Here is a 25,656-nt window from a genome sequence, read left to right on the forward strand (position 1 = left end):
CGAGATAGGTGTGAGTGAGGAAAAGCCATGGAAAAAATTTCTGGCCGGCTAGCTGTTATCGTGCGAAGTGGTGACCTTAATACCTGGGTCGATGAGGCAGTCAAGTCCGTTGTGGAAGAACAAGGTATAGAAATACCTGTGGTCCTTATCCTCAATGGCCCCCAGGTAAGTACCAAAGAAGCTGATATCGAGGAGGAAAATCGTCGCTATCCGTGGCTCACTAACCCGAAAGTCCGCGTTGTGCGGTTTGATCATTATCTAGGTATGAGTGGCTCAATCATTGAGGGAATGAAGCACATCGACACGACCTTCGTGGCTAACTTAGACGGTGATGACATAGCTTTGCCGGGGCGATTTATTCAGCAAATTAACTATCTGGAATCAAACCCCGACTGCGTTCTGGTAGGGGCTCGCGCCCATATGATTGATGAACAAGGGGATAGAATCGGCGATGTGAAGGCTCGTGAATCTCCCGATATCAGAAGGAGCCTTCTTCTCTACAACCCTATACCCCATTCTTCTGTAATGTTTCGTAAAGACGCATACGACAAGGTTGGTGGACACACCCCGGGGCTCACTCAATGCGAAGACTATGACCTTACTTTGCGAATTGCTACCCGTGGTAAAGTCGCTCTCTTGCCTGACTTCCTAGTCTTGTACCGCGTTCATACCTCTAACTTAAGTAAGGGTGCTACACCTCGAGGTAAGCACATTGATGCTGTCACTAGTGGCCGTCGTCAACTCGCGAAAACGCTCGGTGTATCGCCTTTAGTGGCAGTCCCGCTACACCTAGTGTGGAGAGCTGTTCAGTTTATCCGGGCAGCTGGCCTTATCCGACCTTTGCACGAGTACTTTAAATTTTTGTAGGTAAGGTCTACTGCCTAGAACGGAAGAGGGCCTGCATTCCAGCAAGATGCACCGCTGCACCTACCAGCGGGCTGGATATGAGGGCAAGCAAGGTTCTGGCCTCTAGCCCCAAAGGGAAGATGAGGCAGACCAAAGCGGTGAGAAGGGTAGCGACCCACCCGAGCAGGTAAATACGGTGTGCCCCCATAGCCAGGGCCGCCGTCCCTGAGAGGGTAGTAAGAGCTAAAAGGGCTGCTGCGAAGGTTAAGGCGGCCAAGAAGGGGCCAGACAGTTGCCCAGCGTACTGTGTATAAATCAGATCGAAGAGCAAGGGACCGATGAGCCAGGCCGCTAAGGCACCCACCACTCCCAGGCCGACTAAGCCCGCTAGGGGTTTAGCTAAAATCCTTGCGGGGCTTTGACTTTGAGTGATGAAGTAGGAGACCGCCACACCCTGAAAAGCCTGAAGAGGGAGCATAATGGGGGCTCTAGTGATGGATATACCCAGAATGATTGCCGCCATCAGGGTAGCTTCTTTTGCTGAGCTGGTGGAACTGGTGGCTTCAAGAAATACGGGGAAGCCCGTAGACATGGCGGCCATAGCCAGAGCCGTTCCCACCGCCAGCATCATGCTGATATAGGTAGTCCTTAGGTTACCGCTCAGGCGAATCGTGAGTGTGGAGCGAATCTGCGGTGAGAAAAGGATAAAGAAGATCCACAAAAAAGCGGTAGCTAAAAAGGACAGCTGGAAGCCTAGCGGACCTGCTCCGGTCACCGATGCAAGGTAGGTGCACAGCAAACAGAAGATACCGCCGGTAGCGATCAGAAGAGCATATTCGGTCCAGGCTCGGATCCCAGCGGCCGCACCGATAAAGTAAACGTGGCAGGCGTAAACGGTGGTGGTCAAGGCGATCAGGAGGGCTGATCGAAGGTCCTTAGCCGGAAGCACCGTCCCTAACCATACGGGAGTGAGGGCGAGGAAAACCAGGGAGCAGGTGACACCAACGAGCACTGCAGCTAGAAGGGGGTTATAGGTTGGTGAGCTACTGGAGTGCTGGTTTTTGAGACCTGTCCCAGCCCGGTCTTGCTGGGCAAGCCCCAGGAGCCTGGCCGATTCCTGTTGGACACCCAGAAGTGTTGCAAAGACAAGGGAGGTAAGGGACCAGAAAACGAGGAAGTCCTTGCCCTCCTGAGGTCCCAGGGAGCGGGTTGCAAGCCAGGTGACAATAAAAGTGGAGACGGCGCTAATAACTGATGAGCCGGTGATAAAAAGAGACTGCCCCTTGCTGATGACAGGTTGCTTGGATAAATCCTGCTTCACGAGCCCTCCAGTTTGATTCCTCATAGCCTTTAGTCCCTCTAGTCTAGTGGTGGTGAGGCTGTCGCCCGGTGCCGTATCATGGTTCTGTGACCAATCCTTCCTCCCCCAAGCCTGACCAAGGTGCAGCCGTCCTGTCGGTAGTGGTTCCTGCTTACAACGAAAGCGAAGGTATCAGAACATTCCATGAGATGCTACTGATACCGGCGCTTGACGAGATGCGCGAGGAGCTGAGCCGATTGGGGCAGGTCCCCTATGAAGTGGTTTACGTGAATGATGGTAGCTCTGACAGTACATTAGCTGAACTCCACGCTCTTGCAGACGAAAAAGAGAACATAAGGGTCGTTAACCTCTCGCGTAATTTTGGTAAAGAAATTGCCACAACTGCTGGTATTGAAGCAGCTACCGGTCAGGCTGTGGTGATGATGGACGCAGACGGACAGCACCCGCCTGCCTATCTACCAGAGTTCATAAGGCTCTGGCAGGGTGGGGCCCAGGTCGTTGTAGGGGTTCGCTCTAACGATGCTGGCGGCTTCTTTAAAACCCAAGGTTCCCGCTACTTTTACCGCATCCTCAACTCAATTTCTGATAGCCAAACTGTGCCTCGGTCTACTGACTATCGCCTACTTGATCGGGGTGTGGTCGATGAGTTCCTCCGCCTAGGTGAGCGTAAACGCATCACTCGGGGGCTCATTGATTGGCTAGGTTTTAGGCGAGAGTACATTGAGTTTGAGGCTCCAGAGCGTCTGGCCGGTGAAGCCACCTATGATATGCGCAAACTGGTAGGTCTTGCACTTAATAGCTTTACCACGATGAGCATTAAACCGCTCTTTATTTTTGGCTATCTAGGGGTCATGATTACCCTGGTAGCATTCATCACCGGTATTTCCATTATCGTGCAACAGTTTATGATGGGTGACCCGCTGGGGTGGGACATTACTGGGTCAGCTATGGTGGGTATCCTGGTGGCCTTCCTCGTAGGTATCTTGTTGATAGCTCAGGGGATTCTCGCGGTGTATATGTCACATATCTACGTGCAGGCTCAAGGGCGGCCTCTCTATGTGGTTGATCGTTCCTCATCACGCAATCTGGCAAGGTAAACCATGCTCGGTTTAATCCGTAAAAATCAGACCTTGGTACGTTACGTTCTAGTGGGCGGGGTCGGCGTACTATTTGAGCTTGCGGTCATCTTCGTGATGATCCGGGTATTCACTGCAAGTGATAGTCTCGCGGTCACTGCGAGCTACTGGCTCGGCGTTATTTTCTCTTTCTTACTGCAGAAATTTTTTGCGTTTGAGAATAAGGACGTTCGTGCTAAAACCGTGAGCTACCAAACCGCTGCGTTTGCAGTTCTGCTTGGGTTTAATTACCTCTTTACCTTGGTTTTTGTGCATTTTACGGCCGAGTTTTTAGGGATCTATCTTTCCCGTATGGTTGCACTAGCCATTACAACCGGCTGGAACTTCTTTGTCTATAAATTAATTATCTTTAGAAAGCCAAGCCATGTCTCATAGCTCTCACGCCCGTGCTGTAACTAGTAGGTTTTCAAGGGTAGCGGCTACGATACTTGCCACTGCCGCTCTTGTGGCGTTTGGAACCTTTACCTACTTTGCCACTCAGGCAAGTATCATTGCCGATGACTTTAGCTATTTTCATGCCTATGAGCAGGCGGGTAATCCTATAAGTTATGTCACCCACCACTACATGACCCACAATGGGCGGTTGGGGCAGGCCGCCTTCTTTGCCTTTGCCTACGCAGTCTTTGGTCAGGCCTCCTTGCAGATTGTGCCTGTTTTTATGCTGGTCATGATCGTTTCTTTGGTGGCTTATATGGTGCGCCGTCTAGTGGCACTGACTGTGGCGCCGCTAGTTGTCTCCTATAGCGTAGCTACCCTCTTCACCGTAGGCGCTTTGATACTCACCCCGAGTATGTTTGATTCCTTCCTCTGGCTTACCTCAAGCACCGTATATCTGGGTGGCCTCACCTTTACACTGTTGGCCTTTTCTCTGGCGCTGTCGATGAGTTTTAAAGACGTGCGGCTACCAGGTATTTTAGTGTTGTTCCTGGTGACGCTGTGGGCGGGTATGTTCACTGAGCCCCTAACTATCTGCACCGGTCTTACCGGGTTTGTCATACTCTTGAGTGGAGTTTTTACGGGTAAGGGGGCCTTGCGCCGTCTTGGCCTTCCCCTGTGGCTGGGCTCAATTGTAGCCTTTGCGCTCATTTATTTTTCCCCGGGTACAGCAGCTCGCCGTGAGTACTATGGGACTGATATTTCTATTGGAGAGATTCTTAAGAGTCTCCCCGCGAACTTCCGGCTCTTCACAGAGCACTCGCAAGAGTGGGGGTATCTACTTGTCGTGGCCGCAGCTTTAGCTGTTTATGGTTTTGCTTCAACCCAGTGGCACGAAAACCTCAAGTTCAGAAAACTACTAATGGTTACCGTACTGGTATTCCTCATCTATTTTGTGGGCCAAATTTTTGTTGCCCGAACAGGTAGCCCCGAGATTGCACTAAGAACCTTCACAAACCCCACTTTCGCTCTAGCAAGCTGCTGTGCCCTGGTTATACTTGCGCTGGTTCGACTCCTAGCACCTCGGAAGGAGCAACAATCGGTAGTGCTGGTGCTACCTTGTATCCTCCTGGGGTTTTCACTCATTTCAGCCGTGCCCTATGGTCAAACTGTCTCTCAGGCACTTACCATGCGCGCTACTCAACTTGAGGTACGCGCGCAATCTGTAGCCGACCAACTGGCATCTGGAGATGCCCATTCCCCGGTTGAGCTAAAGCCACTCAATACCCCCCTCGTAAGCCAGGCCGTTGACCTCAACTACAATCATGTACCCCAAATTGAGTGGGTCCTTGATGCGATTAGCACCTGGTACGGAGTGGATCCCGAACGGGTAGTTATAGGTCAGGAGCCCGAGGGCTACTGCCTGCCTGCAAGCCCTATCGTCAAGTCGTGGATGACATGCAATATGCCTTAGGAGTCCGTGAATACTATTCTGACAAAGGCTAATAGCGGGGTGTGATAGACTCCCTCAGTTATTGGCCTGAGATTTGATAGAAAACTTGGGATATTCGATACGGCCTGTGGCCTAGCAGATAGTGTTAAGAGATGAATCAGAGACCGCGTAGACAGCACAAGCCCCTCGGTAGCTTGGTGGAACAACCTAAATTCAGGCCAGAAGTGCAGGGCCTGCGTTCTTTGGCTGTGCTCCTGGTCGTCATGTACCATGTCTGGTTTGGCAGAGTCTCAGGCGGTGTGGATGTCTTTCTTTTCATCTCCGCCTTCCTACTGTCTCTTTCCTCTCTGCGCAAAATTCAAGAAGGTCAGCCCCTAAAAATTCTTAGCTACTGGCTCCATGTCTTTCAGCGCTTGCTCCCGGCTGCCGCAACGGTAATTGTTGCCACCCTGCTGGCAAGCTACTTTGTTATTGTTCCCTCACGCTGGGCCTCCATACTGGCGGATGCCAAAGCCTCCATCTTCTATTACCTCAACTGGCGACTGGCCTTCAACGCCGTGGACTACTACGCCCAGGACGCCACCCTCAAGACACCATTCCAGCACTTCTGGTCGCTCTCCATGCAGGGACAAATTTTTATTCTCTGGCCCCTGCTTTTTGCCCTGGTAGCTTTCCTGGTCGGTTATCTGCGTCTTAAAGTCTTACCAACAGCTCTCTTTGTCTTCGGCCCCATCTTTGTTCTCTCTTTGACTTTCTCTATCCTGGAGACCGGTTCAAACCAGGGCTTTGCCTACTTCGATACCCGGACCCGCCTGTGGGAGTTCGCCGCGGGGACCCTGCTTGCTATCGCCCTTCTCAAATGGCGGCTACCAAGCATTCTCAAAGTACCCCTGGGCTGGTTAGGCGTAGCGGGGCTGATAACCTGCGGCTGGTTGCTACCCGTCCAACAGGCCTTCCCCGGCTACCTCGCTCTCTGGCCCCTGCTCTCCGGTGCTTTCGTGATTGCGGCCGGGCAGACCGGCTCACCTTTTGGAGCAGATAGGTTGCTATCCGCTAAACCCCTTCAAAAGATGGGTGCTATCTCCTACTGCCTCTACCTGGTGCACTGGCCACTCCTGATCCTTTATACTTCCTGGGCCCGAAAACCTCAGGCAGGCTGGTTTGACGGTGCTCTCATTATCCTGATCTCCCTGGTCCTTGCCTGGCTCTTGCACAAGGGTGTTGAAAGGCCACTGAGAGCCTGGGAGAAAAAGCCAGGTGTTATTACTCCCTCTACTTCCCCTGCTGGAGCAACACACAGGCACCAGATACCCTGGTCTAGTGTGCTCCGGGTAAGTTCAACCCGCCTGATCCGCCCAGCCTCATTAATTCTTCTTTGCTTGGCCCTAGCGGGAGGCCTGGTGTTTGGTGGGCAGAAGTGGCTTGATGCTAAGTCTGCCCAGTGGGCCTCAAATGAACAGTACGCCGGCAGTGAGCGATTCCCCGGCGCTCTCGCTGAAAATGCAAACCAGAGGTATGCTGACCCGGCTATCCCAATGACTACAGACGGACAGCTCCCCCCCTTGGGTGAGAGTTGCCTGGATTACCCTGGGATTGATAATGAGTACCTCGATTCAGGCGTTGAGACCAGCATCTGCCGCATGAAACTATACGGAGACCCAGATGCTCCTCTGACCGTGGTGGTCGGAGACTCCCATGCCCACCACCTGGTCTACCCCCTGATGGAAGGTATCGCCCGGGCAACGGACAGTAACCTCATCCTGCTCTTCCGCCCGGGTTGCCGTTTCTCGCTCACCTCAGGCCCTGCTAAACCTGGATCTTGCCAGGACTACAATCAGATTGTCTACCAGCAGTTGCTGGAATTACACCCTGATAACGTGGCCTTGGTTTCTACCCGCACTTCCAGAGAATCCAATGAAGAAATTCTTACGCCCAACCTGGAGCCAGCACTTGCTGGGCTCACCTCTGAGGGGATTAACGTCATAGGTGTTCGGGATAACCCCCGTTGGACAGAGAATATGTTTGAGTGTGCACAATCCAACCGGCAGAACCCTGCCTCATGTGGTGCTCCCCTGCAAGACAAGATGGCTGAGACTGATCCCAGCATCGACATCATGGACCGTTACGATCACACCTATAGGGTCGATATCACCGACGGTTTATGCCCGGATAACTACTGCAACTCCATTGTGGGCAACATTATTGTTTACATGGATGATAACCACCTGAATTGGTCCTTTTCTCAAACTTTGGTTGAGGAAGCAGACCAAGAGCTACATGAACAGGGCTGGGATCCCTACGATTTACAGATTCCTTCCTCTCAAGAGCTATTACCTGCACCGTAACCGGCCCGTTACCTGATGGCAGGCTGAGAAAGTGCTAGCTCTCAAAGTGACCCCCGTGTGAAGACGCCCGGGGTTAGGCTCCTTATGCCTCTGACCGGTCTCACTAAAATCTAGAGGTGGTAGTGTTGCGGTTCACTCCTACCCCCAAGCGGACTAAGATTAAATGACGCGCACCACCCCGCGCACCGATATCACAAAGAAGTGACATCCTCACCAGCGAAAGGCAAATTCTTGCGTACGAACGAACGCTCAGCCCTCTGGTCCGGCACCAATGACTGGATCAACGATTACTACCGTCACAGCTCAGCAGACGAGCTTGAAGGGCTGACCGACCAACAACTCACTGACCTTGCCCAAGCACACCGGTCCCTAGCTGCCGTCCGCGCACCGGGCCAGGCTATCGTCTCCCTCCAGAACGACGACAGCGGCAGCACCCTCTACATCGTGGTCGATGACACCAGCTTCCTCGTCTCCTCCATCACCGCCCAGATCGCAGCCCACTGGGGCGGTATCTCGGGCCTGGTTCACCCCACCTTCCTGGTAGAACGTAACGGTGCAGGTGAATTGGTCAACCTCACCGGCCCCGGCCTCAAACAGCCTGTAGCCAGCGGTGACACCGTCTCCATGCCCATCATCAGAGACGCTGCCAGCGGCAATATGGGGGCAGGGGCAACCGTCGAATCCTGGATCTCCGTCCGACTGACCACCCGCGTCGATGATGCCGCCACCGGGCAGTTGGAAGAAGAAATCCGCTCCGTCCTGACCGACGTACACCGCGCTGCCCGTGACAACGAAGCTATGGCTAGCCGTGTCCTAGATATCGCTGATAAGCTCAACGAGCTTTCCGGAGTCACCCTCGGCGGGGCCGAACACTACACCGGCACCATCAACTCCGATGCCGACCCCATGACCCGGGTGGAAGCCGCCCAAGAATTCCTGCGCTGGCTCACCCGAGGAAACTTCCTCTTCATGGGCATCAAAGAACGTGACCTGACCGGCCACTCCGGCGAAGTGCTCCTGACGGACCGCCCAGGCTCCGGCCTAGGCATCCTGGCCACTACGGGGGAAGGCGACCCCATCGTCCTCACCGGCCTGGGCCTAGAAAACGCCCGGAATCCGCGCCCCCTCTACATCACCAAAGCCAACTCCCGCTCTACCGTGCACCGCCACGAATACCTGGACTACATTGGGGTACGCGACTTTGACCGGTCCGGCAAGATTGTGGGCGAATACGTCATTCTGGGCCTGTTCTCCCGCCAGGCCTACTCGCTACCGGCTGTAGAAACCCCGCTGGTGCGTGAACGCATCGCCATTATGCGCCGACACCTGGGCTACCAGCCCGGCTCACACTCCGATAAGACCCTGGCTGGCATTATCGAAGACTACCCCCGCCTAGAACTGCTCCACGCCGACCTGGAAGAACTCACCGACACCTTCCGTGGCATTATGGGCCTAGAAGAACGCCGTACCACCCGCCTCTTCCTGCGCTCCGATACCTTTGGCCGGTTCGTTTCAGCCACCGTCTTCCTGCCCCGCGACCGCTACAACACCCAGGTTCGCCAACGGCTCGAAGCGGTCTTCTATGAGTTCATCGACGTAGAGAGCCTAGACTTTGAGGTCTACCTCTCCACCTCATCGCTGGCCCGTATTTTCTTCCGCCTGCGCCTGGCAACCCCCAACGTCATTCCCAGCCTGGATGCACGGGAAATTGAACGCCGCCTACAGGCCACCACCCGCTCCTGGGGTGAAGCAACCGCCGCCGCCGTTGAAGGCGCTGTCCTTGGCCAAAAGCAAGACCCCGAAGCTAGCCGCCTGGCCGCATCCGCCTGGTCAGAAGCGGTACCCATGACCTACCGTGCCGACTACGAGGTTGAAAACGCGGTCGAAGACATGGCCATCTTTGAGTCCCTCAGTCAGGAACAGCCCGCCGCCGCCCGCATCGATGAACGCAAGGGCCGCACCCGCATCAAGACCTACCTGGCCTCGGCGCACACCTTGACCGAGCTACTGCCGGTCATGCAGAACATGGGCCTGGTCGTCATTGACCAAAAACCCTACGAAATCACCCCTGCTGACGGACGAGTATTCTCCCTCTACGACTTCGGCGTAGAACTACCCCAAGGGGTCGATATCCAGGCAGTTGCAGGGCTCTACCAGGATGCCCTCAACGCCTACCTGCTGGGCAAGCGCGAATCTGACAGCCTGGACCGCCTCATCCTCATTGAAGAACTCACCTGGGAACAGGTCGCTATCCTGCGTGCCTACACCCACTACCTGGTCCAGCTGGGCCAGGTCTACTCCGCAGAGTTCATGTCCGACACCCTGCTGGGTTACCCTGCGGCCACCCGCCTGCTTGCCCGCTACTTCGCGGTCAGCTTCGACCCCGACGCCAGCTACAGCCCAGCAGAGGAACGAGAAGCCAAGCGCGAACAGGTCTGGGCCGAACTCACCACCGCCCTGGATGCTATCCCCACCCTCGATGTGGACCGCTTCATGCGCTCACTTGCCACCGTCATAAAGGCAACCCTGCGCACCAACGCCTACCTGGACCGCCCCGCCCTCGCTTTCAAGGTGGCACCCGGCCAGATTGACTTTGCGCCCCTACCCCGGCCCACCTTCGAAATCTTCGTCTACTCACCGCGCGTTGAGGGCGTTCACCTGCGCTTTGGCCCCGTAGCCCGCGGCGGCCTGCGCTGGTCCGACCGCCGTGAAGACTTCCGCACCGAGGTCCTGGGCCTGGTCAAGGCGCAGATGGTCAAAAACGCGGTCATTATCCCCACCGGCGCTAAGGGCGGCTTCTACCCCAAGCAGCTCCCCAACCCCGCACTTGACCGCGACGCCTGGATCACGGAGGGCCGCGAATCCTACAAGGTCTTCATCGCCTCCCTGCTCGATGTCACCGACAACCTCTCTATCGAGGCCGACGGCACCGAAACCGTAGTACACAACCCCCGCGTCCTGGCCCGTGACGGCGACGACTACTACCTGGTCGTTGCGGCCGATAAGGGTACCGCCTCCTTCTCCGATACCGCCAACGCCATTAGCGCCGAATACGGCTTCTGGCTGGGCGATGCCTTTGCTTCCGGCGGTTCGGTAGGCTACGATCACAAGGCTATGGGCATCACCGCACGCGGTGCCTGGGAATCCGTCAAGCGGCACTTTGCCGAACTCGGTATCGACTGCCAGACCCAGGAGTTCACCGCCGTAGGTATCGGCGATATGAGCGGGGACGTCTTTGGCAACGGCCTGATGCGCTCACGCGCCACCCGCCTGGTTGCGGCCTTTGACCACCGGGATATCTTCCTGGACCCCTCACCGCAGGCTGACGTCTCCTTTGAGGAACGTGTTCGCCTCTACAACCTGCCCCGCTCGTCCTGGCAGGACTACAATCCCGAGCTGATTTCTGAGGGCGGCGGTGTCTACTCTCGCGGCGCTAAGTCCATTCCCATCTCTCCCCAGGTGCGTGAGGTTCTGGGGCTGGACGAGGATATTACCCAGCTTTCACCGCCCGAACTGCTCTCCGCCATTCTTAAGGCCCCTGTCGATCTGCTCTACAACGGCGGCATCGGTACCTATGTGAAGGCTTCCAGTGAGAACCACGCGGCCGCGGGTGATAAGGCCAACGACGCTATCCGCGTGGATGGCCGTGACCTGCGAGCTAAGATTGTGGGCGAGGGCGGCAACCTGGGCTTCACTCAGCTAGGTCGCATTGAGGCCGCACGCGCAGGCGTCCTGCTTAATACTGATGCTATCGATAACTCCGCCGGCGTGGAAACCTCTGACCGCGAGGTTAATATCAAGATTCTGGTGGACCGCCTGGTGGCTGCCGGTGAGCTTGCCGCTGAGGAACGCGCGGCTTTCATTGAAGCCCAGCGTGAGGATGTTGGTGCCCAGGTTCTGCTGACCAACCGGGAACAGAACGTGCTTTTGCAGGCTGAGCGCCACGGCACCGCCCCCGGTATTGAGGTCTATATCCGACTGATTCACGACCTGGAAGAGAAGGCCGGGCTGAACCGTGCTGTCGAGTTCCTGCCTACCGATGAGGAAATTCGCAGCCGCTACGAGGCGACCGGTGAAATGCTCAACGGCCCGGAACTGGCTGTGCTGGCGGCCTACGTCAAGATTCACCTAACCGCCGAGTTGGAGAAGACTGACCTGGCCGATGACCCCTACCTGGCCCGTATTTTGACCGACTACTTCCCGCCTGCCCTGGTGGAGCGTTTTGGGGAACATCTGGCTTCGCACCCGCTGCGTCAGCAGATTATTTGTACCCGTGTCGCCAATGAGATGGTGAACCTGGGTGGCATTACCCACGTCTTCCGGGCTGTGGAAGAAACCGGGGTGGGGGTTGATGCGATTGCCCGCGCCTTCTATGTTTCCCGTGAAACATTTGGCATTGGCAACTCTGCACGGTTGCATCGTGAGCTTCCTGCTTCAACTCCCTTGGAGGGGTGGCTGGCTGTTATCCGTGACTGGCAGCGCGTGTTGGACCGCCTAGCCCGTTGGTTTGCCGCTGAACGCTCGGTGGTGGTGGGCACCCCCATTGCTGACATGATTGAGCGCTTCAAGCCCGTTGCCGAACTCATCCCCTCACTCAATGACTACTTTGCAGACGACACACGAGCCAGAGTACGCGCTATGCGTAACCAGGCAGAGGCCTGGAACCTACCCGAAGAGCTCACAGTCAACTGGATTCGCGAGTTTGAGGCATTTGCTCTTATGGACGTGGTACGTGCGGCAGAAGACCACAACCTGTCCACCGAGCAAATGGCCCGCGTCTACTACTCGGTCTATGACCGCTTCCAGGTAGATATGCTCCTGACCACTATCTCGACTCTGCCCCGTGCAGACCGGTGGGAGACTCTGGCTCGCTCATCACTGCGCGATGACCTCTACGAGATTGCCGCTAAGCTGGCCCTGCGTGTGCTCCAGGAAACCGGGCAGGGCGTAGTAGCGGGCACCGAGAACGGCGATCTTGCCGTAGCCCGCTGGGTAGAGAAGCACCCGGTTCGTATGGGCCGTGTGGACACCATGCTGGCTGAGATTCAGCAGGCTGCCCCCGGCGCCGACGGCCGCCCCCGCCTGGCGGTACTCCAGGTAGCCCTGCGTACCCTGCGCGGTGCTGTGAGCTAGACGGAAGATCTCCTCACTGCAAGGCGAAATAGCTAGTAGACAGCGGCCCCGGGGAATGTCCCCCCCCCCCGGGGCCGCTACTTTCTGACAGGGGCTCAGCTAGGCGGCGTAGAGCTCATCAATGACCTGACCGAAGCGCTTAGAAAGCGCTGTGCGCCTGAGCTTCTGCGTGGGGGTTATAAGCTCCGGGTCCTGATCATCTAGCTCAATGACCTTAAAACGGCGGACCTGCTCACTGCGGGCCACCAGGGAATTAGCATCTTCAACCAGCTTCTGGATAGCCTGAGCGCAAGCCGCCTGAGGTAGTGCCCGGCCATCTTCGCTGGGCACTATCAGGGCAACAAGGTAGGGTCTCTTATCTCCTATCATGATCGCGTGTTCCACCAGTGGGCTGGCGGTAACCGCCTCCTCCCAGGTAAAAGGCGATATGGACTTGCCGCCGGCTGTTGTAATTTCATCTTTGAGTCGCCCGCGAATGGTCAGGTAGCCGTCCGCGTCTAGGGAACCCAGGTCACCGGTTCTCAGGTAGCCGTCTTCGGTAAAAGCCAGCTGATCCCAAGAACTATCTGTGTAGCCCGAAATCACACCGATGCCCCGCGCTAAGACCTCCCCTTCCTCGCTAATGCGGATCTCTGCGCCGGGCAGGGGTAAACCTACCGTCCCTGAGCGGATAGCACCTGGCCTGTTACCAGCCAGTGGGGCGGTAGTCTCGGTCAGGCCGTAGCCCTCCACCACCGGAACCTTCATGCCCGCAAAAAGTAGTGATAGCTCACGAGCTAGGGGAGCGCCGCCTGAGAGTATCCATTCAATTTTTCCTCCCAGCAAGGAACGCACCCTGCTAAAGAAGAGTGCATCGTATGCGGCCCTAGCGAAAAGAAGCGGCCGACCGGGGCGTAGCCCCTGCTCCTGCGCTCGGGCTACAGCCAGGGCGGTTCGCTCGGCGGCCTGCCACACCCTGCCCAGGTGCTTAGCCTGCGCCTGCTTGGACACCGCATCGCCTACCTTCTCTAAGACGCGCGGAACCACCACTAAGAAGGTGGGCTGGGTATGCGGTAGCTGCGAAATCAGCTCCTTGGGGTTTGAAAGGTGGGCGATCCGCATACCCTTGACCAGGCACACCAGCTGTAAGCCCCGCGCCAGAACATGAGCCAGTGGCAGGAAAATAACCGTCCTGCCCTGTTCATGAACAATCTCCGAGTAGGCAGCTGCAACGTTGAGAACCTGCCCCATCATATTCAGGTGGCTAATTTTTACGCCCTTGGGCGCCCCACTGGTCCCCGAGGTGTAGACCAGGGTAACGATATCTGCGGGCCTCAGCTGAGCTCGGCGCTGGTCCACCTGCACCTGTTCAAGGCCCCGCCCTGCCTCCTCCAAGTCGGCCAGACAGGGGTAGGAAAGCGAGCTTTCCCAGCACCAGATGGCAAGTTCCAGCCCGCGTTCTTCCCCTGCCTGAGTCAGGGTATCGGCATGCCCCTGCGACCCGGCAAAAGCGGCCACCACGCCGGCATCGGCCAGAATATCGCCCACCTGTTGGGGTGAGCTCGTGTCGTAGATGGGCACCACCTGGGCACCTGCATAGATCAGGGCGCAGTCAGCTACAGCCCACTCATAAACGGTGGGTGAGAAAAGAGCAACGCGGTCGCCCAAACCTATGCCCTGGGCTATTAGACCCGCCGCAACCGCCCGAACCTGCCGGTGAAACTCTGCTGTTGTGACATGCTTCCAGCGCTCAATGGCACCTGTAGACCCTCGCACCGGCAGATCAAAAGCAATGTGCTCAGGGTTCTGTGAAAGCCGTTCCTCTAAAACGTCACTGAGGTTACGGTACTTCTGCTCAGGATCAACCATCAAAGCTGATGAGACCGATGTCCGCTTTCTCACTAGTTCTTACCCTTAAGGCCCGGAATCAGCACAGGGGTGTTCCGCTTGTACTCCTCATAGGCCTCCTGGCCGCCCCAGCGTTCATCGGCACGAGCCTCCAGCTTGGGGATACCACTGACCTTAGTAAGAAGAAGAACCACCACAACAGGCGACAAGATAGTTACCCACTGCCAGCCCACCAGCAGGGGAGCAGCGGTCACCAAAACACCCACCCAAACCAGAATCTCGCCCAGATAGTTAGGGTGACGCGACACCGACCAGACCCCGCTTTGGATAAAGTCACCACGGTGGGCGGGGTCAGCCTTAAAGCGGCTCTTCTGGACATCGGCGGTTATCTCAAGAGCCATACCTACCAGCCACACCAGTACACCCAGATAGCTTACCCAGCCCAGCTCAGCATGGCGGCCTGAGGTAATGACCGCCCAGGCTGCACTTGCTGTTACCGCAACCCACAGCCCCTGCAAAGTCCAGGCGATAAAAAAGCGTACGGGGTCGGTTTTAATGTCGTCAAAGCGGCCGTCGCCCCCGCTGCGCATGACCCGAACCAGGAGGAAGAGGGACAGGCGGAGCGACCAGAGAATAACCATGGCCCCCAGCAGCCAGGCAAGAGGGCTCAGAGAGGAGGCAGCAAGCATCACAAAGAGGGTTCCTCCCACAAAGCCCACACCACCGGCAGCATCATAGAACTTCTCGGTCTTTAGGGCGTAGGCGGGGATGAAAAAGAGCCACTGAATCAGGTAGGACAGCACCACGGCGCTCGCAAAGAGCGGGAACCCACCCGCTAAGGTCTCACCCCGGTAGCTACCGCCGCTAGCTACCAGAGCAGAAATCAGGATGACTACCCCAAGTACGCTGACCAGTGCTTTTAATTTTTGAGACATATTTCCCTTACCTTTTCGCACCCGCTAGCTTGAGCGGTCCAGGGGTTATAAATATAGTTGCTGTTTTGAGTGCTCCGCACCCCCCAGCTCAGAGCTGGTTCAGGCTGGTTTTACCGGAACCCACACCTGCATCTGAAAGTCTTGAGACGAGGGGTCACCCGGTCCGTAGGCTTCAAAGACTGGGCCGTTGGCCTTAAAACCAGCTTGGGGCAAGAAAGTCCCCATGAGGTGATCCACACCTGCCATAGTACTCATAGGCACAGCACCCTGAACAGTGGTCACAGCAAAATCGCCGCCATCCACCTTAAGGGCATTAAGCCCTAGAGCTTGAGCGGTCTCTAGGTTCTCCACCAGAATTCCCGCCATGTAGTCGAACTCGCCTGCGCCATTCATGCCCACAATGACACCCATGGAATGAACCTCTGGCATGGTAACACCGCGCTTCTGGGCGTGGTCGGTCAGCTTCTTCCAGAGTTCACCGATTCCAGCCCCCTGCTTGACGGTCTGGCGGAACCCCGCAATAAAGAACTCGTCCTTGTGCTCTACCCGCGCACCAATCATCGCCACTCCTTAGAAAATAAAATCAGCACTATTCTAGTGCCCAGCACCCAACGGCCGGTCAGCTGCCGCACCCGCATCCGCCGCACCCGCAGGTGGACTGCGACTCCACCAGGGGGTCACCGTCATCGGGCAGGCCCTGCCCGAAATCGCCGCCCATGAGGTTGCGGCGCCCGCCGATATCGGGGCCACCCGTTGGTTTTTGAGTGACCCCCGCAAGGACGGCCGCAAAGCCAGCTGGCTCAAGGGTAGGTGTGCTTGCCGGAGCTTGGGCACCACCGGTCCCGCAGGCCGCAGCTGCTGCGTTCACCTTGGGTTGTTTGACCTCAGAAAAGTGCGAGAAACGGCGCATCTGCTCAGCAGTGGGGTACATGTAAGACACCTTGACTAGGCCCTCCACCAGCAGGATGGGCAGGACCGCTTCCCCAGCCATAGCAATCTGATCCGCTACCGGCTCACAGTCCCTAAAAGCAGAGGGGTAAGAGTCCGTGGAGTAGACGGCGATATCAAGACCGGCATCCAGGAGCTCCTGCGCCTGGCGCAAAAAATCCTGCCGGGCGCTATCGCCCGGGTCGTCAGGGTTTTGGCCGGGCGCTGGAATGAAAACTTCTAGAGCGGTGGTGCCGATGGTGTCCTTGGCGATACGGGCCACGGGTACTCCTTTGACGGGGTGTGCAAGGGTGCTAGCTCTTCTCCCAGCAGATATGAGAAGAAGTTAGACCCTAGCCTACGCCCAGATAGTGCCCCCGCGCCTCTAGTTACCTAGCTGCCGGTAAAGAATTTGCGCAGGGCGGAACGCAGGTTACCTTCGGGCTGCTTATCCTCACGCTGGGCTGTTACCTCACCCGGGGAGGCTGAGGTGAGTGACAGTTTCTTACCGCGCCTATCACGGGTGGGCATGGGGCTGGTGTCTGCCGCACGGTATTCCTCGCGCTGTTCCTTGGTGCCAAAGGCCAGGGTGCCAATAGCAGTGGCGATATTCTTCTGCTCCGGCGAAATCGGTGCGTAGGTCTTGCCGGGGTTAGTATTGTCGGCGCTGACCTCCGAAGCCTCAGACTGAACGGTCTCTGCCCGCTCCGGCTCATTGTCGGGTTGGGCGCCGTTGGCTTGTTCTTCTTGCCACTCGGCGCTGGGTGCCTCAGGGCTATCAGCCTCGGTCCCCTCAACATTGGTAGAGTACTCAGGCTCGTCGGCTTTGCTGGTTGCACCCGCCTGCTCACCTGAATCGGTAGCGGACCCGGCGGTAGCTTCAGCATCTGCTACGGGAGAGGGTGCCTCGGTGGGGGCTTGACTAGAGAAGAGAGCGCTGGCATCTTCTGCGACCTTGGCCTCTCCAGGAGTAGCATCTTCTAGCGGCCCAGAAGTCTCCGCCTGCCCTGCTGTGCTCTGCTCGACGGTTTCAGCGTCGGTTTCACCCTCAGCAGGAGCCGGGTCAGCCAGCTCTTGGAGTGCCTGCCGGTAGCGGGACTCAGCCGGAAACCCTGCCCAGCCTAAGAGCGAGGGGAAGGCGATAGGGTCTACGGTGCCAACCCAGGCAATGGTTTGCCCAAACGGGCTTTCCTTCTGAGAAGTGACCTGGGGAGCTTGGGCTCCTTGGTCGCCTCCAACCTCACCTACCACAAACTGGGCCAGTGAACTTGCAACCTGCACAGGGACGGAGGCCTCGCCAATAGGGCGCGCAATAATCTGACCGATAACACCGGCAGAACCTGGAGCCAGGTCGATGGCGTACAGGTGGCTATCGCTGTGGGCTATCTCGATCCACAGGCGGTGGTTCAATACAGCCTGCACGGTACCATCGTGGGTGGCCGGGGCCTTCCAAGGGGCACTGTCGAGGCTTGAAGCCCCAAAGTCAGCCTGTGGACTAGAGGCCAGCACATCGCGCCCCTGCGCCTGTGCAACCACACCTTCACGCACCAAAGCCCTGTAGAACTTGAGTTCGGGAGAAAAAGAAAAACCGCGTTCTCTTTCTTCGTTGGCAATCTCTTGGGGAGAATAGCCCGAAGTATGCCCACGGTCCATCAAAGCCGCGCGTAATTGCAGGCCATCAGCGGTGATAATCTGCTGGGGCTGAGCGGCCGGTGCCGGCTGGGAATCAGCGGTAGCAAGGGGTACCTGCTTGACGATCACCTGCCCGCCAGGGCTGCTATTGATGCGGACGGTGAAGGAGCCTGAAAAATCTTCAGACCGGGCTATATCAAGGGCGGCAACTGTAACCGCTTGGGCGTAGTCGGTTGGAACCGGCCTATCAGCGCCCCCGGTCACAGAGGTGCGGACGGTATCGACAGCGCCCTCGTGCACTCTCAGGCGAAGCTCAAGAGGTAGCTGGTGTGCATCCGTGTACCACTGGGTCATCTGAGCAAGAGCTAAAAGGTGCGAGGGGAGCTCGGAGTGCGAATCAAAACTCATGGTCACTATTTTTGCACGTTTCCAGGGGGCTATGACCCGAATGACCGGTGGCTAGGGGAGATTACTTTTTGCCGTTCACCCCACAAACTTTAATAACGAAACATGACCCGCCCGTCGGCATGTGAGGCAGGCTACCTGCCTAGCAAGGGGAGGGCGTAAGATGGATAGGACAGCCGCGAGACATTAGACACACAGTCACTGAAAGGTGAAAACCCTCATGACCCTGGATACACAGGAACTTTTGGCAAAGGTCCCCACCGGCCTACTTATCGGTGGGCAATGGCGTGAGGCCTCCGACGGCGGAACCTTCGACGTTGAAAACCCCGCCACCGGCCAACACCTCGCCACCCTAGCATCAGCAACCGAAGCCGACGCGCTCGCCGCCCTCGACGCCGCCTGCGCCGCTGAACGCGGTACCCGAGGCAACGGCTGGGCCGCCAGCTCCCCGCGCGAACGCGCCGAAATTCTCCGCCGCGCCTTCGAGCTCGTTACTGAACGCGCCCAAGAATTTGCCACCCTCATGACCCTAGAAATGGGTAAGCCCTACGCCGAAGCCCTGGGAGAAGTCACCTACGGTGCCGAATTCCTGCGCTGGTTTGCCGAGGAAACCCCCCGCCACTACGGGCGCACCCTCACCGCCCCCGAAGGGCACCTGCGTATGATCACCCGCCACAAGCCGGTTGGCCCCTGCCTGCTCATTACCCCCTGGAACTTCCCCCTGGCCATGGGCACCCGCAAGGTAGCCCCCGCCATCGCCGCAGGCTGCACCATGGTGCTCAAGCCAGCCCGCCTAACCCCGCTCACCAGCCAATACTTGGCCCAAACCCTCATGGACGCCGGCCTGCCCGCAGGTGTACTCAACGTGGTTTCCTCCAAGTCGGCGGCAACTATCTCCGAGCCCATCATGAGCGATTCGCGCCTGCGCAAGGTCTCCTTCACCGGCTCCACCCCGGTGGGTAAGCAACTCCTTAAAAAGGCCGCTGAGAACGTCCTACGTACCTCCATGGAACTGGGCGGCAACGCCCCCTTCATCGTCTTTGAGGACGCCGACATCGACCAGGCGGTTGCCGGGGCCATGGCCGCCAAGATGCGCAACATCGGTGAGGCCTGCACCGCCGCTAACCGCTTCATCGTCCACGAATCCCTGGCCGAAGAGTTCTCCCAGAAGTTTGCCCAGAAAATGAGCGAACTGGTGGTGGGCAATGGCCTGGATGAGGGCGTGACCTGCGGCCCGCTCATTGAGCAGAAGGCCCAGGACTCCATGGTTGCCCTGGTTGAAGATGCTGTCGCCAAGGGTGCCCGCGTGCTCACCGGCGGTAAGAAGGGGGAGGGCGCCGGCTACTTCTTCCAGCCCACCGTGCTAGTTGATGTGCCCCTGGACGCTCGCGTAGCCCGCGAAGAAATCTTTGGGCCCATCGCCCCCATCTTTACCTTCAGCAAGGAACACGAAGCCTACGCCCTGGCCAACGACACCGAATACGGCCTGGCCTCCTACGTCTTTACCGAAAATATCGACCGCCTCTACCGGGCTTCTGACCACCTAGAGTTCGGCATCATGGGCTTCAACGCCGGTGTCGTCTCTAACGCGGCGGCCCCCTTTGGTGGTGTCAAACAGTCCGGTATGGGCCGTGAAGGCGCGGCAGAAGGCATTGACGAGTACTCCTCCATTCAGTACATCGGCATGCGTAACCCCTACACCAGCTAGCTACCCTGTGCCGCCGGTCCCCACCGGCGGACACCCAACTTTTCTGTAATTACAAAACTTTTTAAGGAAAACCATGGCTGAGATTACCTACCGCCTGCCCCAAGAAATCAAGCTAAACGGTCCCGTCCCCGGCCCCCGCTCAGCAGAACTGGCCGCCCGTCGCAGCGCCAACGTACCCGGTAGCGTGGCCTCCACCCTGCCTGTCTACACCGCAGACTCAGACGGTGGTGTGATCGTCGATGTGGACGGTAACTCCTTTGCCGACCTGGGCTCCGGTATTGCCGTGACCTCCGTGGGCGCTTCGGCCCCCAAGGTTGTGGCCGCCGTCCAAGAAGCGGTCAGCCACTTCACCCACACCTGCTTCATGGTCACCCCCTATGAGGGCTACGTGGCTGTTGCCGAGAAACTCAATAAGCTCACCCCCGGCGACTTCGACAAGCGTACCGTGCTCTTCAACTCCGGCGCTGAGGCTGTAGAAAACGCCGTCAAGATCGCTCGCGCCGCCACAGGGCGCAACGCCGTAGTGGTCTTTGACCACGCCTACCACGGGCGCACCAACCTGACCATGGCACTGACCGCCAAGGCCGCACCCTACAAGAAGGGCTTTGGCCCCTTTGCGCCCGAGGTCTACCGCGCACCCATGAGTTACCCCTACCGCGATGGCAACGTCGGCGGTAAGGAAGCTGCCGCCAAGGTCATCGACATGATCGAAAAGCAGATTGGCTCCGAGTATGTGGCCGCAATTCTGATTGAACCCGTACAGGGCGAGGGCGGCTTCATCGTACCCGCCGAGGGCTTCCTGCCCGAGCTCGTCACCTGGGCCCACGAAAAGGGCATTGTCTTTATCGCTGACGAAGTACAGGCTGGCTTCTGCCGCACCGGTAGCTGGTTCGCCTGCGACCACGAAGGTATCGAACCTGACCTGATCACCACAGCTAAGGGTATTGCCGGTGGTATGCCCCTCTCTGCTGTCACCGGCCGCGCCGAACTCTTCGACAAAGTGCAGCCCGGCGGTTTGGGCGGCACCTACGGTGGTAACCCCGTGGCCTGCGCCGCAGCCCTGGCCACTATCGACACCATGGAAGAGTGGGATCTTTCTGCCCGCGCCCGCCACATTGAAGAAATCGCCCGCCAGAAGCTGGCCCCCCTGGTTGAAGAGCTGGACATCGTGGGTGAAATCCGTGGCCGTGGCGCTATGTTCGCCGTGGAGTTCGTGGCAGATTCCGACTCCAAGGAACCCCACGCCACCGCCGCTAAAGAGATTGCCGCCGCCTGCGCTGAGCGCGGTGTACTCATTCTGACCTGTGGCACCTACGGTAACGTGGTGCGCCTGCTGCCGCCGCTGACCATCGGTGATGAACTGCTGGGCCAGGCCCTGGATATCTTCGTTGAAGAAATCCGCAAGGTCGCCGGCTAATACCCAGCGATAGGCAGGGCGGGTGTCCCCGGCAATCGGCTGGCTGGCATGAATCGTCTGCGAGCTGGTTAGTCGGCCTAGGAGCGCCTAGCCGCATCAACCCTAAGAGACACAAAAGGAATATGATCCATGAGTAACTACCGCGTAGAGGACCCCACCACCGGGCAGATCCTCGAAACTTTCCCCACTCTCACCGACCAGCAAGCCATCCAGGCTGTAGAGCGCGCCCACGCCGCCTACCTGACTTGGCGCAAGACCAGCCTGGAGGATCGTGCGGCCATTGTGCGCCGGATCGGTCAGCTCTTTGAAGAGCGCAAGCAGGAGTTAGCAGAAATCATCTGCACCGAAACCGGTAAGTCCCTGCCCGAGGCGATTGAAGAGGCTGAGTTCTCCGCCGCGATCTTCACCTACTATGCAGATATCGCTCCTGACCAGCTCAAGGACGAGCCGATCCCCTCCCAGACCGAAGGCTCTGAGGCCTACATTCAGCGTCGCCCCCTGGGCGCCCTGCTGGGAATCATGCCCTGGAACTTCCCCTACTACCAGGTGGCCCGCTTTGCCGCGCCCAACCTGATGCTGGGTAACACCATCGTGCTCAAGCACGCCGAAATTTGTGCCCGCTCCGCCCAGGCTATCGAACAGTTGATGCTGGACGCTGGTCTACCAGCTGGCACCTACCTGAACGTCTTTGCTAGCCACCAGCAGATTGAAACCATCATTGAGCACCCCCACATTCAGGGTGTTTCCCTGACCGGCTCAGAGCGCGCCGGATCCATTATTGCCGGCATTGCAGGACGCAACCTCAAGAAGGCCGTTCTGGAACTGGGCGGATCTGACCCCTACATTGTGCTTGATACCGACGATGTGAAGGCCGCTGCGGCAACCGCCTGGGGCTACCGCATGTACAACGCCGGTCAGGCCTGCAACTCCAATAAGCGCCTGATCGTCATGGAGGACATCTATGACGAGTTCGTAGCTGAACTGGTTGCCTTGGCCCAGGCTATGAAGCCCGGCAAGCCGACCGAAGCTGACGATACTACCTACATGGCCCTCTCCTCACGGTCTGCCGCTGAGGGCCTCAAGAAGCAACTGGATGAGGCCGTGGCCGCCGGTGCCACCCTGCATGCTGGTGGTGAACTACTCGATGACACCAGCGCCTACTTCTCCCCAGCTGTCCTCACCGATGTTCCTGTGGGTTCTGAGGTCTACTACCAGGAACTTTTTGGCCCTGTTGCTACCGTCTATAGGGTCAGCAGTGATGAGGAAGCCCTGGCTCTGGCTAATGATAGCCAGTACGGCCTGGGTGGTGCGGTCTTCTCCCAGGACCGGGAGCGTGCCGAGAGGCTGGCCCGTCAGCTGGATGTGGGCATGGCCAATGTGAACACTCCTGCCGGGGAGGGAGCTGAGATTCCCTTCGGAGGGGTGAAGAACTCCGGTTATGGCCGTGAGCTGGGCCCCTATGGCATGGACGAGTTTGTCAACAAGCGCCTCTACTTCGTGCAGAAGTAAGAGCCATACGGTCAAGCCTGTCTTCACCCTCTGATAGAGAAGGTGAAGGCAGGCTTCGTTTTGCCATGCTTGCCCTGTGGCTACTGGCCCGCAAGAAAGCCCTATGAGGGGCTAAATCCACCAGTAAATACCGAGCTAGTTAGTGGGTGTGGGGGCTAGTTCGGCTAGGCAGGGTGAGTCTACTTGTATGTAGTCGATGCGGCCTTCTGCTACGGAGTAGAGGATGGTGACTCCGTGTTCGGTGGTGGTGCCGATGGTGATTCCTGGTTTGTTGAAGCCTGGTGCTACGTTTTTGACTTCCCAGCCTTGTTCTTGCCATTTTTGGCGGACTTTGTTTTCTTGGGTTTGCCATTGGTTGGCTGGGTATCTTGTGTCTCCTTTAATGACCACGCTGTAGGAGTACTTAAGCCCGCCTTCTTTGGTATCTCCGCAGGGTGTGATTGCGGTGGTGAGGGGTTGGTGGGTGAAGTAGTCGGTGTCGTAGGGTTTTCCTGTGTTGTAGGTGAGTTGTTGGTCTGGGAGACCGGTGGCTTGGACTGTTTGGGTGACTGCTTGGCGGAAGTCGTTGGTGATGGTGGTGGTGTTGGGGGGTGTGGGTTGGGGTGTGCAGGCGGTGAGGATGAGGGTTGTGGTGAGGGCGGTTGTGGCAAGGTGGTGTTTCATCTACTTACTCCTGGGCATCTGGTTTACCGGGGATTATGTCTTCTTCGGTAAGCCCCTGTTGGCGCATCATAGTCTTGAGTCTGGGATCGTTAGGGTCGAGGTCACCTCGTACAGACTCTGTATGCCATTCATCTCTGGGGGACAGAACCCGCTCCTCAGCTTTGATGAAGGTGAGAGGCTTTTCATCAAAGGTTATCGAGTGGTAGGCAACAGATTCATGACTAGTCGTCCCCGGGGTGTTGAAGCCCTGCTGGGTGCTCTCATCATAGGGGAATCTTTCAAGGAAGTCCGGGTTGTCCTTCTTGCCTAAGCTGTGGTGATCCACGTCCTCCCAGTACTTTCCGTCCAGGCTGTAGCCACCACCTGTCTCTAGTCGAATGGCACCATCAATATTCTGGGGGACGGTTCTCGCAAAATCAGGGGTTAGCACGCCTGTGCCTACATAGCCGAAGGGCGCAGTCCAGTCTTCGTTCGTTGAAGCATAATAAATCAAGGGCCCCTCTGTGCCAGATTCCACATGGAGCCCCTGGGCATTCGCAGTCTCAACATCTCTCTTCCGCGGCCCCGCCGAAGCCAGCATAAAGTAGCCATGGACCGTACCCTCTGTTCGGGTTAAGGCATAGGTAGCTACCGTAGTCCCGTAGGAGTGAGCAATTATAGAGTACACGGGTTCATTGAGATGCTCAGCATCAGACGCTCTAGTCGCAAGGTAGCCGTCTGTAAAACCGGCTAACCTTACACCGCCGCGTTCTGCGGCATCCGGGCGGCGCACAAGCGGTGACCCTGGTTTACCAAGCTCCCCACCCTCATAGGGGTAATAGGGGACCAGCGGCTTCTGGGCCAAGAGTTTAGCCTGTTCACCGGGGCTGGGTGGGGCATCGTAGCCGGCCCAAATAATGACAGCTTGAGGGGTGCCATCAGCATATACACCCCTTCGGTTATAGAGAGCCTGACCCTGGGTAACTAAGTCACCCCAGGTTCCATAGACACTGTTTTGGATGCCGTGAACCAGGACTGTGGTGTTTTGGGAGTCGTCCAATTTCCCAATAGACATAGCAGATAAGACATTGTTATCCGGGTTCTTATCCCTATACGGGGGAAGGACATTACTAAGATCCAAGACCACCAGCTGGCGGGAGCCTTCTGCCTCATTCTGAAGTGAATCCTCGATTTTCTGTAAAGCAATCTCGGTATCCGCATCCATCTTTTCTCCGGGAACAGGCCACACCTCACCCCTGAGAAGATTCTGCATAAAATCACTCAGCACCTGGTGACGAACACTATAGGGGACTCCATCAAGATTGCCAACAAAACCCGGAGCCGCAGACATAAGGGCCGACCGCTGTTGATCCGTGAGCTCCGTACCTGACCACCAACCCTTAGCGGCAAAGATGTTCGCAGTACTTGTACCCTCGGGAAACAGGGGAGTATAAGCCAGCTCAGGGTTCTGCTCAAAGAAAATATGAAGCTGTTCGGGTGTACATTCAGAGAGGGTCGCCAGCAGCTCAGGTAGTCTGCTGGGATCCCGGCGCGCATTCTCGAAGGACATATCTAATGCTTTATTGTCATAGCCCGTTAATCTCTCGATAATTGCTGAAGGCGAGCTACCAAACCGATCAAGAGATGACAGAGAGGACCCCGCGAAAGACCACAGACTCTGGAAGTCCCTCTGATACTGTTGAGCTGCTTCGGAGGCTTTAATCGAATATTCCTCGCGGATATCATCTACATCGGCTTGCGCTTCCGCCAGCATCTGCTCTGCGCTACTAATATCCCCCTGAATTGAGGCTTCGCGGGAAGAGACCATCTCATCACTTAGATACTTACTGTTAAAGGCAAGATTTTTAAGCCTTCCCTGAGCATCATCTCTCAGCGTTTCAGCAATGCGCGCCCTAGTAAGTGCCTGAATTGAACGGTCTTGCATATCTTTCAAGCTCTCTACCCAGGCACTAAGCGTTGTGTGAGCATTGGTATAGGAAGCCGCAAAAGAGGTAAAAAGTGCCTGCCCCTCGAGCGCGACACTT

General features: G+C 57.3%; 17 protein-coding genes. 9 read left to right on the forward strand and 8 right to left on the reverse strand.

The window, feature by feature from the left end:
• The first annotated feature begins 27 nt into the window (after positions 1-27).
• Positions 28-867: a glycosyltransferase gene (locus ACN082_RS00140; protein WP_419098828.1), complete on the forward strand. Its 840-nt coding sequence runs from the start codon at positions 28-30 to the stop codon at positions 865-867.
• Positions 868-874: 7 nt separating this feature from the next.
• Here ACN082_RS00140 and ACN082_RS00145 read toward each other — a convergent pair whose 3' ends face one another.
• Positions 875-2,167, reverse strand: coding sequence for a hypothetical protein (locus ACN082_RS00145; RefSeq protein ID WP_419098829.1), 1,293 nt, complete (start codon positions 2,165-2,167; stop codon positions 875-877).
• 86 nt (positions 2,168-2,253) lie between these two features.
• Between ACN082_RS00145 and ACN082_RS00150 the strand changes: the two genes are divergently transcribed.
• The 5 genes from ACN082_RS00150 (at position 2,254) to ACN082_RS00170 (ending at position 12,609) form a co-directional block, all read left to right on the forward strand.
• The gene (locus tag ACN082_RS00150) at positions 2,254-3,264 is read left to right on the forward strand and encodes a glycosyltransferase family 2 protein (protein WP_419098830.1); all 1,011 of its coding nucleotides are present in this window, start codon (positions 2,254-2,256) and stop codon (positions 3,262-3,264) included.
• 3 nt (positions 3,265-3,267) lie between these two features.
• The gene (locus tag ACN082_RS00155; RefSeq protein WP_419098831.1) at positions 3,268-3,678 is read left to right on the forward strand and encodes a GtrA family protein; all 411 of its coding nucleotides are present in this window, start codon (positions 3,268-3,270) and stop codon (positions 3,676-3,678) included.
• A complete protein-coding gene (locus ACN082_RS00160; protein ID WP_419098832.1) occupies positions 3,668-5,152 on the forward strand; it encodes a hypothetical protein in 1,485 nt (494 codons plus the stop codon). The genes ACN082_RS00155 and ACN082_RS00160 overlap by 11 nt, the downstream gene beginning before the upstream one ends.
• A gap of 131 nt (positions 5,153-5,283) precedes the next feature.
• Positions 5,284-7,476: an acyltransferase family protein gene (locus ACN082_RS00165; RefSeq protein ID WP_419098833.1), complete on the forward strand. Its 2,193-nt coding sequence runs from the start codon at positions 5,284-5,286 to the stop codon at positions 7,474-7,476.
• 231 nt (positions 7,477-7,707) lie between these two features.
• Positions 7,708-12,609 carry an NAD-glutamate dehydrogenase gene (locus tag ACN082_RS00170; protein ID WP_419098834.1) on the forward strand — a complete coding sequence of 1,634 codons (4,902 nt, stop codon included), beginning with the start codon at positions 7,708-7,710 and terminating at the stop codon, positions 12,607-12,609.
• Between the two features lie 99 nt (positions 12,610-12,708).
• Here the strand turns inward: ACN082_RS00170 and ACN082_RS00175 are convergent, their stop codons facing one another.
• The 5 genes from ACN082_RS00175 to ACN082_RS00195 all read right to left on the reverse strand — a co-directional run bounded on the left by ACN082_RS00175 (position 12,709) and on the right by ACN082_RS00195 (position 18,338).
• A complete protein-coding gene (locus ACN082_RS00175; protein WP_419098835.1) occupies positions 12,709-14,490 on the reverse strand; it encodes an AMP-dependent synthetase/ligase in 1,782 nt (593 codons plus the stop codon).
• Positions 14,490-15,371, reverse strand: coding sequence for a DUF1295 domain-containing protein (locus tag ACN082_RS00180; RefSeq protein WP_419098836.1), 882 nt, complete (start codon positions 15,369-15,371; stop codon positions 14,490-14,492). Before ACN082_RS00180 ends, ACN082_RS00175 begins: the two co-directional genes overlap by 1 nt.
• Positions 15,372-15,470: 99 nt before the next feature.
• Positions 15,471-15,932: a GyrI-like domain-containing protein gene (locus ACN082_RS00185; RefSeq protein WP_419098837.1), complete on the reverse strand. Its 462-nt coding sequence runs from the start codon at positions 15,930-15,932 to the stop codon at positions 15,471-15,473.
• A gap of 58 nt (positions 15,933-15,990) precedes the next feature.
• Positions 15,991-16,581 (reverse strand): arsenic metallochaperone ArsD family protein, encoded by a 591-nt coding sequence (locus tag ACN082_RS00190; protein WP_419098838.1) that lies wholly within the window; start codon positions 16,579-16,581, stop codon positions 15,991-15,993.
• A 110-nt stretch (positions 16,582-16,691) separates the two neighbouring features.
• Positions 16,692-18,338 (reverse strand): hypothetical protein, encoded by a 1,647-nt coding sequence (locus tag ACN082_RS00195; RefSeq protein WP_419098839.1) that lies wholly within the window; start codon positions 18,336-18,338, stop codon positions 16,692-16,694.
• A gap of 217 nt (positions 18,339-18,555) precedes the next feature.
• On the opposite strand from ACN082_RS00195, the gene ACN082_RS00200 reads away from it, so the two are divergent.
• The 3 genes from ACN082_RS00200 to ACN082_RS00210 all read left to right on the forward strand — a co-directional run bounded on the left by ACN082_RS00200 (position 18,556) and on the right by ACN082_RS00210 (position 22,969).
• The gene (locus ACN082_RS00200; RefSeq protein WP_419098840.1) at positions 18,556-20,043 is read left to right on the forward strand and encodes an NAD-dependent succinate-semialdehyde dehydrogenase; all 1,488 of its coding nucleotides are present in this window, start codon (positions 18,556-18,558) and stop codon (positions 20,041-20,043) included.
• Between the two features lie 73 nt (positions 20,044-20,116).
• Complete coding sequence (gene gabT, locus ACN082_RS00205) at positions 20,117-21,460, forward strand: 4-aminobutyrate--2-oxoglutarate transaminase (RefSeq protein ID WP_419098841.1); 1,344 nt, start codon at positions 20,117-20,119, stop codon at positions 21,458-21,460.
• Between the two features lie 129 nt (positions 21,461-21,589).
• Positions 21,590-22,969, forward strand: a complete 1,380-nt coding sequence (locus ACN082_RS00210) for an NAD-dependent succinate-semialdehyde dehydrogenase (RefSeq protein ID WP_419098842.1) — start codon at positions 21,590-21,592, stop codon at positions 22,967-22,969.
• Between the two features lie 135 nt (positions 22,970-23,104).
• On the opposite strand, the gene ACN082_RS00215 is transcribed toward ACN082_RS00210, so the two are convergent.
• Together ACN082_RS00215 and ACN082_RS00220 are read right to left on the reverse strand one after the other, a co-directional pair.
• Entirely contained in the window at positions 23,105-23,632 is a 528-nt protein-coding gene (locus ACN082_RS00215) for a hypothetical protein (RefSeq protein WP_419098843.1), read from the reverse strand.
• Between the two features lie 4 nt (positions 23,633-23,636).
• Positions 23,637-25,556: an alpha/beta hydrolase gene (locus tag ACN082_RS00220; protein ID WP_419098844.1), complete on the reverse strand. Its 1,920-nt coding sequence runs from the start codon at positions 25,554-25,556 to the stop codon at positions 23,637-23,639.
• Positions 25,557-25,656 lie beyond the last annotated feature (100 nt).

This window comes from Rothia sp. CCM 9417 (assembly GCF_048513575.1).
GTDB lineage: Bacteria > Actinomycetota > Actinomycetes > Actinomycetales > Micrococcaceae > Rothia.